At 52.0% G+C, this 15,571-nt stretch carries 12 protein-coding genes; 2 read left to right on the forward strand and 10 right to left on the reverse strand.

The window, feature by feature from the left end:
• The first annotated feature begins 1 nt into the window (after window position 1).
• Window positions 2-772: a thiazole synthase gene (thiG, locus tag FEK66_RS19815; protein ID WP_135495461.1), complete on the forward strand. Its 771-nt coding sequence runs from the start codon at window positions 2-4 to the stop codon at window positions 770-772.
• On the forward strand, window positions 769-1,902 hold the full coding sequence (thiH, locus tag FEK66_RS19820; RefSeq protein WP_135495460.1) for a 2-iminoacetate synthase ThiH: 1,134 nt from the start codon (window positions 769-771) through the stop codon (window positions 1,900-1,902). Before thiG ends, thiH begins: the two co-directional genes overlap by 4 nt.
• A 409-nt stretch (window positions 1,903-2,311) precedes the next feature.
• Here the strand turns inward: thiH and FEK66_RS19825 are convergent, their stop codons facing one another.
• The 10 genes from FEK66_RS19825 to FEK66_RS19870 all read right to left on the reverse strand — a co-directional run.
• Window positions 2,312-2,851, reverse strand: coding sequence for a stationary phase growth adaptation protein (locus FEK66_RS19825; RefSeq protein ID WP_135408592.1), 540 nt, complete (start codon window positions 2,849-2,851; stop codon window positions 2,312-2,314).
• Between the two features lie 212 nt (window positions 2,852-3,063).
• Window positions 3,064-7,287: a DNA-directed RNA polymerase subunit beta' gene (gene rpoC / locus FEK66_RS19830; RefSeq protein WP_130261383.1), complete on the reverse strand. Its 4,224-nt coding sequence runs from the start codon at window positions 7,285-7,287 to the stop codon at window positions 3,064-3,066.
• 76 nt (window positions 7,288-7,363) lie between these two features.
• Window positions 7,364-11,392, reverse strand: coding sequence for a DNA-directed RNA polymerase subunit beta (gene rpoB, locus FEK66_RS19835; RefSeq protein ID WP_000263098.1), 4,029 nt, complete (start codon window positions 11,390-11,392; stop codon window positions 7,364-7,366).
• 319 nt (window positions 11,393-11,711) lie between these two features.
• Window positions 11,712-12,077: a 50S ribosomal protein L7/L12 gene (rplL, locus tag FEK66_RS19840; protein ID WP_000028879.1), complete on the reverse strand. Its 366-nt coding sequence runs from the start codon at window positions 12,075-12,077 to the stop codon at window positions 11,712-11,714.
• A 66-nt stretch (window positions 12,078-12,143) separates the two neighbouring features.
• Complete coding sequence (rplJ, locus tag FEK66_RS19845; RefSeq protein ID WP_001207201.1) at window positions 12,144-12,641, reverse strand: 50S ribosomal protein L10; 498 nt, start codon at window positions 12,639-12,641, stop codon at window positions 12,144-12,146.
• 412 nt (window positions 12,642-13,053) lie between these two features.
• A complete protein-coding gene (rplA, locus tag FEK66_RS19850; protein WP_001096684.1) occupies window positions 13,054-13,758 on the reverse strand; it encodes a 50S ribosomal protein L1 in 705 nt (234 codons plus the stop codon).
• A 3-nt stretch (window positions 13,759-13,761) separates the two neighbouring features.
• The gene (gene rplK, locus FEK66_RS19855) at window positions 13,762-14,190 is read right to left on the reverse strand and encodes a 50S ribosomal protein L11 (RefSeq protein ID WP_001085926.1); all 429 of its coding nucleotides are present in this window, start codon (window positions 14,188-14,190) and stop codon (window positions 13,762-13,764) included.
• A 158-nt stretch (window positions 14,191-14,348) separates the two neighbouring features.
• Window positions 14,349-14,894: a transcription termination/antitermination protein NusG gene (nusG, locus tag FEK66_RS19860; RefSeq protein ID WP_001287516.1), complete on the reverse strand. Its 546-nt coding sequence runs from the start codon at window positions 14,892-14,894 to the stop codon at window positions 14,349-14,351.
• A 1-nt stretch (window position 14,895) separates the two neighbouring features.
• Entirely contained in the window at window positions 14,896-15,279 is a 384-nt protein-coding gene (secE, locus tag FEK66_RS19865) for a preprotein translocase subunit SecE (RefSeq protein ID WP_001275702.1), read from the reverse strand.
• A 229-nt stretch (window positions 15,280-15,508) separates the two neighbouring features.
• A partial coding sequence (locus tag FEK66_RS19870; RefSeq protein WP_072095827.1) for an elongation factor Tu occupies window positions 15,509-15,571 on the reverse strand: 63 nt, incomplete at its 5' end.

Consider the following 15,571-nt stretch of genomic DNA (forward strand, 5'->3'; position numbering starts at 1 on the left):
GATGTTACGTATTGCGGACAAAACGTTTGATTCACATCTGTTTACCGGTACCGGGAAATTCGCCTCCTCACAACTGATGGTGGAGTCTATTCGTGCTTCCGGCAGCCAGCTGGTGACGCTGGCGATGAAACGCGTCGACTTGCGCCAGCACAACGACGCTATCCTCGATCCACTTATCGCGGCGGGTGTGACACTGCTGCCGAATACTTCCGGGGCGAAAACCGCGGAAGAAGCCATTTTCGCCGCCCATCTGGCACGTGAAGCGTTAGGCACAAACTGGCTAAAACTAGAGATTCATCCGGATGCACGCTGGCTGTTGCCCGATCCCATCGAAACCCTGAAAGCCGCCGAAACGCTGGTGCAACAGGGATTTATCGTGCTGCCTTACTGTGGTGCCGATCCGGTATTGTGCAAACGACTGGAAGAAGTCGGCTGTGCAGCGGTGATGCCGCTCGGCGCGCCGATTGGCTCGAATCAGGGGCTGGAAACCCGTGCCATGCTGGAGATTATTATCCAGCAAGCCTCGGTTCCGGTGGTCGTCGATGCTGGCATCGGCGTTCCCAGCCATGCCGCGCAGGCGCTGGAAATGAGCGCCGATGCCGTGTTAGTGAATACGGCGATTGCCGTCGCGGACGACCCCGTCAACATGGCGAAGGCATTTCGTCTGGCGGTAGAAGCTGGCCTGCAGGCACGTCAGTCCGGACCGGGCAGCCGCAGTCATTTTGCCCATGCCACCAGCCCGCTGACCGGATTTCTGGAGGCATCGGCATGAAAACCTTCAGCGATCGCTGGCGACAACTGGACTGGGATGACATCCGCCTGCGTATCAACGGCAAAACGGCTGCTGACGTAGAGCGGGCACTAAATGCCTCGCAACTCACCCGCGACGATATGATGGCGCTGTTATCGCCAGCCGCCAGTGGCTATCTGGAACCACTGGCCCAACGGGCGCAGCGCCTGACCCGTCAGCGATTTGGCAACACAGTTAGTTTCTACGTCCCGCTTTATCTTTCCAATCTTTGCGCTAACGACTGCACGTACTGCGGATTTTCCATGAGCAATCGCATCAAGCGCAAAACGCTGGATGAAGCGGATATTGCCAGGGAAAGCGCCGCTATACGGGAGATGGGCTTTGAACATCTGCTATTAGTCACTGGTGAACATCAGGCGAAAGTGGGGATGGATTACTTTCGTCGTCATCTCCCTGCCCTACGTGAACAGTTCTCTTCACTACAGATGGAAGTACAGCCGCTGGCGGAGGCGGAATACGCCGAGCTAAAACAGCTTGGTCTGGATGGCGTGATGGTTTATCAGGAGACATATCACGAGGCGACTTATGCCCGCCATCATTTGAAAGGCAAAAAACAGGACTTCTTCTGGCGGCTGGAAACGCCGGATCGGCTGGGTCGGGCGGGGATTGATAAGATTGGCCTCGGCGCGCTAATTGGCCTTTCCGACAGCTGGCGCGTTGACTGCTACATGGTTGCCGAACATTTGCTATGGCTGCAACAGCATTACTGGCAAAGCCGCTACTCTGTCTCCTTCCCGCGCCTGCGCCCATGTACTGGCGGCATTGAGCCTGCGTCGATTATGGATGAACGCCAGTTAGTGCAAACCATCTGCGCCTTCCGTCTGCTTGCGCCGGAGATTGAACTGTCACTCTCCACGCGGGAATCACCGTGGTTTCGCGATCGCGTGATTCCGCTGGCAATCAATAACGTCAGCGCCTTCTCGAAAACGCAGCCAGGTGGCTATGCCGACAATCACCCCGAGCTGGAACAGTTCTCACCGCACGACAATCGCAGGCCTGAAGCGGTTGCTGCCGCGTTAACTGCTCAAGGTTTGCAGCCGGTATGGAAAGACTGGGACAGTTATCTGGGACGCGCCTCGCAAAGGCTATGAGACGGAATGTAAGAACGTAAATTTATTCCGAGCCGCTACGGAAGATGAAAAACGCAAGGTTGTTGAAAGCGTTGTGTTTTTTTATGGTAGTGCCGTCAGCAGGAATGTTGTCCAGGGCGAAAAGCTTCTTCCTCGTTTCGCCCTGCCTTTCTTAAAAATTCCGTAATGCAAAGTCTGAAGCCATCGCCAGTTGAGCAATGAAAGAGATCTGATTGTAAGAGAGTAAATACTCAACTATGATAGAGACGAAAATAAGAACACATGTTCTCATCTTCCAGGATGCAGCAGACTGAAGAAATTCAGACATCCCGCAACCTGCGATTCTCGCAAGGTCAAGGCAAAGTCCGGTAATGGCGTTCTGAATACCAGAGAATTATCTCTGGCGAAACCCACCTTAAGGTGGGTTTTGTTATTTTGAGGGCTGAGGAAGCTGCTTATTTCTCAATAAATTGTAGGCAATGGTGAAAAATTTCACTGATTTACCTTTCTGTTTTTCAGAAATGGGGTAAGCGCTAGTTACATGCAAACGGAGTTTTTTCTTTTCCCTGAAAGCCCTGAACGCAACAAAGTAAAATGCCTTGTTTCCTCCGTTTAAATCCACTTCAATCACGGCATAGCTACCATACCCGGCATGAATAACGTTGCTTTCTGGCAGCGCCAAAATGGTTCTTTTTAAGTGTTTTCGCGCTAAGTTATAACGGTGCTGGCAGAAGGGACGAGATTCTTTAGGCGCGTAGTACATTAACGATTGTTTTTCTTCGTTCGTCTGATGTTCATAATCTTTTGTGAAGCAGTGAAGAGAGTAGGTAACCCAAAAGCGATACTCTAAAGGCTGTTTGCCCTCATGATGCTGAACGTAGACAGCCAGATGAGCATCAAGAAACGATAAATCACGAATATCACCATCCGGATGTCTAAAAGGTCGCCACTTCTCCACTTCCTGTTTCATTCTCGTTCCTTAAGAAAGTTACACAGGAATAGTATCGAATCCTTGCCGAGTTTGACTCAATTAGTTCAGTCAGTTTCAGGATATTAGACATCTCTACATTGATTATGGGTATCCAGAAATTCATTAAATATTCTGACAAATGCTCTTTCCCTGAACTACACCCATAAAAAAACCCGCCGAAGCGGGTTTTTACGTTACTTGCGGATTAACGATTACTCGTTGTCAGAACCGCCCAGACCTGCGTTCAGCAGTTCTGCCAGGCTGGCAGATGCGTCTTCTGCAGTCACCTGCGGTGCAGCCGGAGCTTCACCCGCAGCACGGCGACGCATACGATCCTGGTGGTACGCGTAACCGGTACCTGCCGGGATCAGACGACCCACAATAACGTTCTCTTTCAGGCCGCGCAGTTCGTCGCGTTTGCCCGCAACGGCTGCTTCGGTCAGCACGCGAGTCGTCTCCTGGAACGATGCCGCGGAGATGAAGGACTCGGTTGCCAGAGACGCTTTAGTGATACCCAGCAGATCGCGGGAGTAAGTTGCACCCACTTTGCCGTTCGCTTCCAGTTCGCGGTTTGCGATCTTGACGCGAGAGTATTCAACCTGTTCGCCTTCCAGGAAGTCGGAGCTGCCCGCGTTAACGATGGTAGCTTTACGCAGCATCTGACGAACGATAACTTCGATGTGTTTATCGTTAATCTTAACGCCCTGCAGACGGTATACGTCCTGTACTTCGTTAACGATGTAACGAGTAACAGCATGAACACCACGCAGACGCAGAATGTCGTGCGGCGCTTCCGGACCGTCGGAAATTACGTCACCACGTTCTACACGTTCACCTTCGAACACGTTGAGCTGACGCCATTTCGGAATCATCTCTTCGTACGGATCGCTACCGTCTACCGGGGTGATAACCAGACGACGTTTACCTTTGGTTTCTTTACCGAAGGAAACGATACCGCTGATTTCAGCCAGGATTGCCGGCTCTTTCGGACGACGTGCTTCGAACAGGTCCGCAACGCGCGGCAGACCACCGGTGATGTCCTTGGTACCGCCGGATTCCTGCGGAATACGCGCCAGGGTGTCACCAGAGCTGATCTGTACGCCATCTTCCAGCTGAACAATCGCTTTACCCGGCAGGAAGTACTGCGCAGGCATATCGGTACCCGGGATCAGAACGTCGTTACCCTGAGCATCAACGATTTTCAGTGCCGGACGCAGATCTTTACCACCTGCGGTACGTTCTGCGGAATCCAGAACCACCAGCGAAGACAGACCGGTCAATTCGTCGGTCTGACGAGTAATGGTCTGGCCGTCGATCATGTCAGTAAAGCGTACAAAACCGCTTACTTCGGTGATAACCGGCATGGTGTGCGGGTCCCAGTTTGCAACGGTTTCGCCGCCAGCAACCTGTTCGCCATCGCCTTTCGCCAATACCGCACCGTAAGGTACTTTGTAGCTTTCTTTGGTACGACCGAATTCGTCGATCAGTTTCAGTTCGGTGTTACGGGAAGTGATCACCAGTTTACCGCTGGAGTTCACAACCGACTTCACGTTGCTGAGCTTGATGCTACCTTTGTTTTTCACCTGGATGCTGGATTCAGCAGCCGCACGAGATGCCGCACCACCGATGTGGAACGTACGCATGGTCAGCTGTGTACCCGGTTCACCGATGGACTGTGCCGCGATAACACCGATTGCTTCACCTTTGTTGATGATGTGGCCACGCGCCAGGTCACGACCGTAGCAGTGCGCACATACACCAAAGTCGGTGTCACAAGATACAACAGAACGTACTTTTACCGCGTCGACAGAGTTCTCTTCCAGCAGGTCACACCACTGTTCGTGCAGCAGCGTGTTGCGCGGAACGAGGATATCAGCAGTACCCGGCTTCAGAACGTCTTCAGCAGTTACACGACCCAGTACGCGATCGCGCAGCGGCTCTTTAACGTCACCACCTTCGATAACCGGAGTCATCATGATACCTTCATGGGTACCACAATCGTCTTCGGTAACCACCAGGTCCTGCGCCACGTCAACCAGACGACGAGTCAGGTAACCGGAGTTCGCAGTTTTCAGTGCGGTATCCGCCAGACCTTTACGGGCACCGTGGGTGGAGATGAAGTACTGGAGTACGTTCAGACCTTCACGGAAGTTCGCGGTGATTGGCGTTTCGATGATGGAGCCATCCGGCTTCGCCATCAGACCACGCATACCAGCAAGCTGACGAATCTGTGCCGCAGAACCACGCGCACCGGAGTCGGCCATCATGTAGATGCTGTTGAAGGAAACCTGCTTCTCTTCCTGACCGTCACGGTTAATAACGGTTTCAGTTTGCAGGTTATCCATCATCGCTTTGGATACACGATCGTTCGCCGCAGCCCAGATATCGATAACTTTGTTGTAGCGTTCGCCCGCAGTTACCAGACCAGACTGGAACTGCTCCTGAATTTCAGCAACTTCTGCTTCTGCCTCGGAGATGATTTCGTGTTTCTTCTCCGGGATGACCATGTCATCGATACCAACAGATGCACCAGAACGCGCTGCATATGCAAAGCCGGTGTACATGATCTGGTCCGCAAAAATAACGGTCGGTTTCAGACCGAGAATGCGGTAGCAGGTGTTCAGCATTTTGGAGATTGCTTTTTTACCCAGCGCCTGGTTGACGATGGAGTAAGGCAGACCTTTCGGTACAATCATCCACAGAATGGCACGGCCAACTGTCGTGTCTATCAGGCTGGTTTTCGCTACTAATTCACCGTTAGCATCTTTTTCATACTCGGTGATACGCACTTTAACGCGCGCATGCAGAGAAGCCAGACCAGAGCGATACAGACGTTCTGCTTCTTTCGGACCAGTCAGCACCATGCCTTCGCCTTTGGCGTTAACACAGTCACGGGTCATGTAGTACAGACCCAGTACAACGTCCTGAGACGGAACGATGATTGGTTCGCCGTTCGCCGGGGACAGGATGTTGTTGGTAGACATCATCAGCGCACGCGCTTCCAGCTGGGCTTCCAGCGTCAGCGGTACGTGAACAGCCATCTGGTCACCATCGAAGTCGGCGTTATATGCCGCACAAACCAGCGGGTGCAGCTGGATAGCTTTACCTTCGATCAGTACCGGTTCAAATGCCTGGATACCCAGACGGTGCAGAGTCGGTGCACGGTTCAGCAGTACCGGGTGTTCGCGGATAACTTCGTCCAGGATATCCCAAACGACAGCTTCTTCGCGCTCAACCATTTTCTTCGCAGCTTTGATGGTGGTAGCAAGACCACGCAGTTCCAGCTTGCCGTAGATGAACGGTTTGAACAGCTCCAGCGCCATTTTCTTCGGCAGACCGCACTGATGCAGACGCAGGTATGGACCTACGGTGATTACAGAACGACCGGAGTAGTCAACACGCTTACCGAGCAGGTTCTGACGGAAACGACCCTGTTTACCTTTGATCATGTCGGCCAAAGATTTCAGAGGACGCTTGTTAGAACCGGTGATCGCACGACCGCGACGACCGTTATCCAGCAGGGCGTCTACCGCTTCCTGCAGCATACGTTTTTCGTTACGTACGATGATGTCCGGCGCAGCCAGATCCAGCAGACGTTTCAGACGGTTGTTACGGTTAATGACGCGACGATACAGATCGTTCAGGTCAGAAGTCGCGAAACGACCACCATCCAGCGGAACCAGCGGACGCAGATCTGGCGGCAGTACCGGCAGAACGGTCAGGATCATCCACTCTGGTTTGTTACCAGACTGAACGAACGCTTCCAGCAGTTTGATACGCTTGGTCAGCTTTTTACGCTTGGTTTCGGAGTTGGTTTCGTTCAGCTCTTCACGCAGCTGTTCGCACTCTTGCTCCAGATCCATGCTCTTCAGCAGAGCCTGGATTGCTTCCGCACCCATTTTCGCGTCGAATTCGTCACCGAACTCTTCCAGTGCGTCCAGATACTGCTCTTCAGTCAGGATCTGCTGGCGCTCCAGGTTGGTCATACCGCCTTCGATAACCACATAGGATTCGAAGTACAGTACGCGTTCGATATCGCGCAGCGGCATATCGAGCAGCAGGCCGATACGGGACGGCAGCGATTTCAGGAACCAGATGTGCGCAGTCGGGGAAGCCAGTTCGATGTGGCCCATACGCTCACGGCGTACTTTAGTCTGGGTCACTTCAACGCCGCACTTCTCACAGATGACGCCACGGTGTTTCAGGCGCTTGTACTTACCGCACAGGCACTCGTAATCTTTTACCGGCCCAAAGATACGGGCGCAGAAAAGGCCGTCACGTTCTGGTTTGAACGTACGGTAGTTGATGGTTTCCGGCTTTTTAACTTCACCGAAAGACCATGAACGGATCATGTCTGGCGAAGCCAGAGCAATTTTGATCGCATCAAACTCTTCGGTTTTAGTCTGCGCTTTCAGAAACTTTAATAAATCTTTCACGGATTTGCTCCCGTCGGAGTTAGCACAATCCGCTGCCGGGTTTTACCCCGACAGCAGTGACCTGTTTGAGCGAGAATTACTCGTCTTCCAGTTCGATGTTGATACCCAGCGAACGAATCTCTTTCAACAATACGTTGAAGGATTCTGGCATGCCCGGCTCCATCTGATGGTTGCCGTCCACGATGTTTTTATACATCTTGGTACGACCGTTCACGTCATCAGACTTAACGGTGAGCATTTCCTGCAGGGTGTATGCTGCGCCGTATGCTTCCAGCGCCCACACTTCCATCTCCCCGAAACGCTGACCACCGAACTGAGCCTTACCACCCAGCGGCTGCTGAGTAACCAGGCTGTAAGAACCGGTGGAACGCGCGTGCATCTTGTCGTCGACCAGGTGGTTCAGTTTCAGCATGTACATGTAACCGACGGTTACCGGACGTTCGAACTGTTCACCAGTGCGGCCGTCGTACAGGCGGATCTGACCAGAAGTCGGCAGGTCGCCAAGTTTCAGCAGTTCTTTAATTTCTGCTTCTTTCGCACCGTCGAACACCGGCGTTGCGATTGGCATACCTTTGCGCAGGTTTTCAGCCAGACGCATAACTTCTTCATCGCTGAAGGTACTCAGGTCAACTTTCTGACGAACGTCAGCGCCCAGATCGTACGCACGCTGGATGAATTCGCGCAGTTTCGCGACTTCTTGCTGCTGTTTCAGCATGGCGTTGATCTTGTCGCCGATACCTTTCGCAGCCATACCCAGGTGGGTTTCGAGGATCTGACCGATGTTCATACGAGACGGTACGCCCAGCGGGTTCAGTACGATGTCTACCGGCGTACCGTTTTCATCGTAAGGCATATCTTCGATCGGGTTGATCTTAGAAATTACACCCTTGTTACCGTGACGACCTGCCATCTTGTCACCAGGCTGGATACGGCGTTTAACCGCCAGATATACCTTAACAATCTTCAGCACGCCCGGTGCCAAATCGTCGCCCTGGGTGATTTTGCGGCGTTTCGCTTCGAGTTTCTTCTCGAACTCGTGTTTCAGTTCGTCATACTGCTCAGCCAGCTGTTCCAGCTGATTTTGTTTCTCTTCGTCGGTCAGGCCCAGCTCCAGCCAGCGATCGCGCGGCAGTTTGTCGAGCTTCTCAGCTTCAACGCCACCGGCTACCAGCACAGCACGGATACGGCTGAACAGACCCGCTTCGAGGATCTGCAGTTCTTCAGACAGGTCTTTCTTCGCCTGTTTGAGCTGCATTTCTTCGATTTCCAGCGCACGCTTGTCTTTTTCTACGCCATCGCGAGTAAAGACCTGAACGTCGATAACCGTACCGGATACACCGTTTGGTACGCGCAGAGAAGAGTCTTTAACGTCAGACGCTTTCTCACCGAAGATCGCACGCAGCAGTTTTTCTTCTGGGGTCAGCTGAGTTTCACCTTTCGGCGTTACCTTACCAACCAGAATGTCGCCACCGGTCACTTCCGCACCAATGTAAACGATACCGGATTCATCCAGTTTGGAGAGCGCAGCTTCACCCACGTTCGGGATGTCAGCGGTGATCTCTTCCGGCCCCAGCTTGGTGTCACGGGACACACACGCCAGTTCCTGAATGTGGATGGTGGTGAAACGGTCTTCCTGAACAACACGCTCGGATACGAGGATGGAGTCTTCGAAGTTGTAACCATTCCACGGCATGAACGCTACGCGCATGTTCTGACCCAGCGCCAGTTCACCGAGGTCGGTGGACGGACCGTCTGCCAGCACGTCGCCACGTTCTACCGGTTCACCCAGAGACACACACGGCATCTGGTTGATACAGGTGTTCTGGTTAGAACGGGTATATTTGGTCAGGTTGTAGATGTCGATACCTGCTTCGCCCGGATACATCTCGTCTTCGTTAACTTTGATAACGATACGGGAAGCATCCACGTACTGAACGACACCACCACGTTTAGCAACCGCAGTTACACCGGAGTCAACGGCAACAGCACGTTCCATACCGGTACCAACCAGCGGCTTATCAGCACGCAGAGTCGGAACGGCCTGACGTTGCATGTTCGCACCCATCAATGCACGGTTGGCGTCATCGTGTTCCAGGAACGGGATCAGGGACGCACCGACGGATACCACCTGCTGGGTGGATACGTCCATGTAGTCAACCTGGTCGCGGCTGAACAAGCTGGATTCGCCTTTACTACGGCAAGTTACCAGGTCTTCTACGAAGTGGCCTTCTTCATCCAGGTTGGAGTTCGCCTGGGCGATAACGTAGTTGCCTTCTTCGATAGCAGACAGGTAGTGAATTTCGTCAGTTACAACACCGTCGGTCACTTTACGATACGGAGTCTCAAGGAAGCCGTATTCGTTAGTCTGTGCGTACACGGACAGAGAGTTGATCAGACCGATGTTCGGACCTTCAGGGGTTTCGATTGGACATACGCGACCGTAGTGAGTCGGGTGTACGTCTCGAACTTCGAAGCCTGCACGTTCACGGGTCAGACCGCCTGGGCCGAGTGCGGAGATACGACGTTTGTGCGTAATCTCAGACAGCGGGTTGTTCTGGTCCATAAACTGAGACAGCTGGCTGGAACCGAAGAACTCTTTCACTGCTGCAGAAATCGGCTTGGCGTTGATCATATCCTGAGGCATCAGGGTATCCAGATCGCCCAGAGACAGACGCTCTTTCACCGCACGCTCTACACGTACCAGGCCAACGCGGAACTGGTTTTCCGCCATTTCGCCAACGGAACGGATACGACGGTTGCCGAGGTGGTCGATATCATCGACTTCGCCTTTACCGTTACGGATATCGATGAGCTTTTTCATAACATCAATGATGTCGTCTTTGCTCAGGATACCGGAACCTTCGATTTCTTCGCGCAGCAGAGAACGGTTGAACTTCATACGACCAACCGCAGACAGGTCATAACGGTCTTCGGAGAAGAACAGGTTCTCAAACAGGCTTTCAGCAGCTTCACGAGTCGGCGGCTCGCCAGGACGCATCATGCGGTAGATTTCTACCAGTGCGCTCAGACGGTCGTTAGTTGGGTCGACACGTAAGGTTTCAGAGATATATGGGCCGTGATCCAGATCGTTGGTGAACAGCGTTTCGATACGCTTGTGACCAGACTGGCTCAGCTTAGCCAGCAGATCCAGGCTCAGCTCCATGTTCGCTGCGCAGATCAGCTCGCCGGTAGACTCATCAATATAGTCTTTAGCAACCACTTTACCTGCGATGTACTCAACCGGGACTTCGATCAGTTTGACGTCGTCTTTTTCCAGCTGGCGAATATGGCGCGCAGTAATACGGCGGCCTTTTTCTACGTACACTTTACCGTTAGCTTCGATGTCAAAAGATGCGGTTTCACCACGCAGGCGTTCCGGCACCAGTTCCATCTGCAGCTTGTTATCACGGATTTCAAAGATAACTTTTTCAAAGAACAGGTCGAGGATCTGCTCTGTGGTGTAGTTCAGGGCGCGCAGAATGATGGTCGCAGGCAGTTTACGGCGACGGTCGATACGTACGAACAGGTTGTCCTTCGGATCGAATTCGAAGTCCAGCCAGGAACCACGGTAAGGGATGATGCGCGCGTTATACAGCACTTTACCCGAAGAGTGGGTTTTACCTTTGTCGGAGTCAAAGAAGACGCCCGGACTACGGTGCAGCTGGGAAACGATAACACGCTCAGTACCGTTGATAACAAAGGTACCGTTGTCTGTCATGAGCGGAATTTCGCCCATGTAGACTTCTTGTTCTTTAATGTCTTTTACGGTGCCTTCCGGCGCTTCGCGCTCATAGATCACCAGACGCAGTTTAACGCGCAGCGGTGCGGAATAGGTCACGCCACGGATTTGACATTCCTGGACGTCAAACACCGGTTCGCCAAGGCGGTAGCTGACGTATTGCAGCTCGGAATTACCGCTGTAGCTCTGAATCGGGAATACGGAACGGAAAGCAGCTTCCAGCCCATACTGCCCTTCAGGATCTTGCTCGATAAATTTCTGAAACGAGTCAAGCTGGATAGAAAGGAGATAAGGTACATCCAGAACTTGTGGACGTTTACCAAAATCCTTACGAATACGTTTTTTCTCGGTATAGGAGTAAACCATAGGGTTCCTCAGCTCGCTGACAAGTCGACCCATCTGTCCATTGAGCGGACAGTTTGTGCAACACTATTTTGTTGACCGGAAAATGGAACACTTTCCGCAATGCCTGTTGCTATCACGCTTAAACCATTTCATTGCGATTTACACAGAACGGGCGTCCTGTCGCAGTATATTAAGTCGTCGATAGAAACAAGCATTGAAAGGCACAGCAGTAGTCAAACAGTGTGAAACGCTACTGGCGCCTTACAGCGCAAAAAGGCTGGTGACTAAAAAGTCACCAGCCATCAGCCTGATTTCTCAGGCTGCAACCGGAAGGGTTGGCTTATTTAACTTCAACTTCAGCGCCAGCTTCTTCCAGGGATTTTTTCAGTGCTTCTGCGTCGTCTTTGCTCACGCCTTCTTTCAGAGCAGCCGGTGCAGATTCTACCAGGTCTTTAGCTTCTTTCAGACCCAGGCCAGTTGCGCCACGTACTGCTTTGATAACAGCAACTTTGTTAGCGCCAGCAGCTTTCAGAATTACGTCGAATTCAGTTTTTTCTTCAGCAGCTTCAACCGGGCCAGCAGCTACAGCTACAGCAGCAGCAGCGGAAACACCGAATTTTTCTTCCATTGCAGAGATCAGTTCTACAACGTCCATTACAGACATAGCTGCAACTGCTTCAATGATTTGATCTTTAGTGATAGACATTTAAATTGTTCCTGAATATCAGAATAAGTTTATACGTAAGCGAATGCGTTAAAAAGATAACTGCGATTAAGCAGCTTCTTTCGCATCGCGTACAGCAGCCAGAGTACGAACCAGTTTGCCAGCCGAAGCTTCTTTCATGGTTGCCATCAGGCGTGCAATTGCTTCTTCGTAGGTCGGCAGAGTTGCCAGGCGGTCGATCTGAGACGCCGGGATCAGCTCACCTTCAAAGGCAGCGGCTTTGACCTCAAATTTTGCATTCGCTTTCGCGAACTCTTTGAACAGACGAGCAGCAGCGCCCGGGTGTTCCATAGAGTATGCAATCAGGGTCGGACCAACAAACGCGTCTTTCAGGCACTCGAACGGAGTACCTTCAACAGCACGGCGCAGCAGGGTGTTACGAACAACACGCATGTATACGCCAGCTTCGCGACCTGCTTTACGCAGTTCAGTCATTTTATCTACAGTTACGCCACGGGAATCCGCAACTACTGCAGACAGCGCGCCTTTGGCTACTTCGCTGACTTCAGCAACAATCGCTTGTTTGTCTTGAAGATTTAAAGCCATTAGCTTTGCTCCTGGATGTTTGCCAGAGAAAATCTCTGGAACTCACTTCACTCCTCCAAACGGAGAGAGCGTCTTAATTACGGTGAGCAGAAACAAGCCAGAATATAAAAGAATAATCTTAGCGTTCTGTCACCGTCTACGCAGGGGATTAAGTTTCTTGCGAAACTCCTGCGGTCTTCGACGGAGGCCTGGATAGGCCAGGCTCCAACGAACAAATCTTTTCTATCCGTCGCTATTCAGCTTGTGGCGGCGTTGGCTTCCTTCGTTCGCACCAGTCACATAGTTAGCTATGCTCCTGGCGACTCACTCAGTTGCCGCCTTGCCACAACCCGAATATCTCGGATATACGTCTGCATTAAGCATTATACGTGGGGGTAAGATTGTAGACAAAATCACCGCCCACGTAAAGGCATTAGTTTACAGAAGCGCTCAGGCCAGCCTGGTCAACTGCAACACCTGCACCCATGGTGGTGGAGATGCTAACTTTCTTGATGTACACGCCTTTCGCCTGAGTCGGTTTTGCTTTTTTCAGCGCAACCAGCAGAGCTTCCAGGTTTTCTTTCAGTTTGTCAGCGTCAAAGTCCACTTTACCGATGGTGGTGTGGATGATGCCGTTTTTGTCGTTACGGTAACGAACCTGGCCAGCTTTAGCGTTTTTAACCGCTTCAGCAACGTTCGGCGTTACAGTACCCACTTTCGGGTTTGGCATCAGGCCGCGCGGACCCAGAACCTGGCCCAGCTGGCCAACAACGCGCATTGCATCCGGAGAAGCAATAACAACGTCAAAGTTCATTTCGCCTTTCTTGATCTGGTCAGCCAGATCTTCCATACCTACCAGTTCAGCGCCTGCAGCTTTAGCAGCTTCAGCGTTTGCACCCTGGGTAAATACGGCTACGCGAACGGAACGGCCAGTACCGTGCGGCAGTACAGTTGCACCACGTACGTTCTGGTCAGATTTACGAGCGTCGATGCCGAGGTTAACAGCAACGTCCACGCTTTCTACGAATTTAGCAGTCGCCAGCTCTTTCAGCAGAGCGATAGCTTCGTTGATGTCGTATTGTTTGGTCGCATCAACTTTCTCGCGGATAACACGCATGCGCTTGGTCAGTTTAGCCATTTCTTAGTCCTCCACTACCAGGCCCATGGAACGTGCAGTACCTTCGATGGAGCGAGTCATCGCTTCAATGTCGGCACCAGTCATGTCGGCAGCTTTGGTCTGCGCGATTTCCTGCAGCTGAGCGCGGGAAATTTTACCCACTTTGTCTTTGTTCGGCTTACCGGAACCAGACTTGATACCAGCCGCTTTTTTCAGCAGAACTGCTGCCGGCGGAGTCTTGGTAACGAAAGTGAAAGAACGGTCAGCGTAAACGGTGATTACTACCGGAATCGGCAGACCTTTTTCGATGGAATCAGTTTTTGCGTTGAACGCTTTGCAGAATTCCATGATGTTTACGCCCTGCTGACCCAGAGCCGGACCTACTGGCGGACTCGGGTTAGCCATACCAGCTGCAACCTGCAGCTTGACATAGGCTTGTACTTTCTTAGCCATTATAAATTCCTCAAGTTGGGTAATAACGCCTCTGAGAGGCTCCCCGTGATATAAAAAATCGTTTTACGGGCAAGGCCCATAAAAACAAAAGGCGCGAAATTGTATTCCAATCTCGCGCCTTGTGCAACGATTAAATCGCCGCTTTTTTGATCGCTGGGTTAGGCTTTTTCAACCTGGCTAAAGTCAAGTTCTACCGGGGTCGCACGACCGAAGATAGAAACAGACACTTTCAGACGAGATTTCTCGTAATCCACTTCTTCAACAACACCGTTGAAGTCAGCGAACGGACCATCATTAACACGGACCATTTCACCCGGTTCAAACAGCGTTTTCGGACGCGGCTTATCACCAACCTGCTGCAGGCGGTTCATAATCGCATCGACTTCTTTATCGCTGATTGGCGCAGGACGATCGGAAGTACCGCCGATGAAGCCCATCACACGCGGTACGCTGCGCACCAGGTGCCAGCTAGCGTCGTTCATCACCATCTGAACGAGGACGTAACCAGGGAAGAATTTGCGTTCGCTTTTGCGACGCTGACCGCCACGGATTTCAACCACTTCTTCGGTTGGTACCATGACTTCACCAAACAAATCTTCCATGTTGTGTAATTTGATATGCTCACGCAGCGATGTTGCTACGCGGCCTTCAAAACCGGAAAACGCCTGAACGACGTACCAGCGCTTTTTAGGAGCTTCAGACATCTCAGAACCTCAGGCCAGTGATAAAGGATACCAGGCGAACCAGAATACCATCCAGTCCCCACAGGATCAGTGACATTACTGCGGTAACCGCAGCCACAATCAGCGTGGTGTGCAATGTTTCCTGGCGAGTCGGCCAAATGACCTTACGGACTTCGGTACGCGCTTCACGGGCAAAAGCAACGGTTGCTTTACCTTTTGTCGTTAACAGCGCGACACCACCCGCTGCAGCAATCAGAATTACTACGGCCAGCGCACGCAGCGGCAGCATAATGTCGCGATAAAGGTAGTTGCCGACAATTGCCACCAGGAGCAATGCCACCACAACGACCCACTTCATCGCTTCCAGGCCGCGCCCGCTTCCTTGAGCTTCGGTATTCGCACTCATAAACCAACCTGTCAGAAGTATTCTACAAACATTTTCACCCCGCGATCGCGAGGCAAACCAAATCGAAACGCGTATTAGCTTTTCGGATTATACGCCCTCAACAGAGCCTGTCTCAGCAATGATTATGACAAAGAAAATCACTGATGAGCCAGGTTCTGGTACGAAAGCGTGCAAAAAGGGCATCAAATGATGCCCTTTTAGTGCGCATTGCGTCAAATGTTATCGGCAATTAGCTCAGAACTTTTGCTACAACGCCCGCGCCAACGGTACGACCGCCTTCACGGATTGCGAA

It is taken from the genome of Escherichia sp. E1130, assembly GCF_005781065.1.
Lineage (GTDB): Bacteria > Pseudomonadota > Gammaproteobacteria > Enterobacterales > Enterobacteriaceae > Escherichia.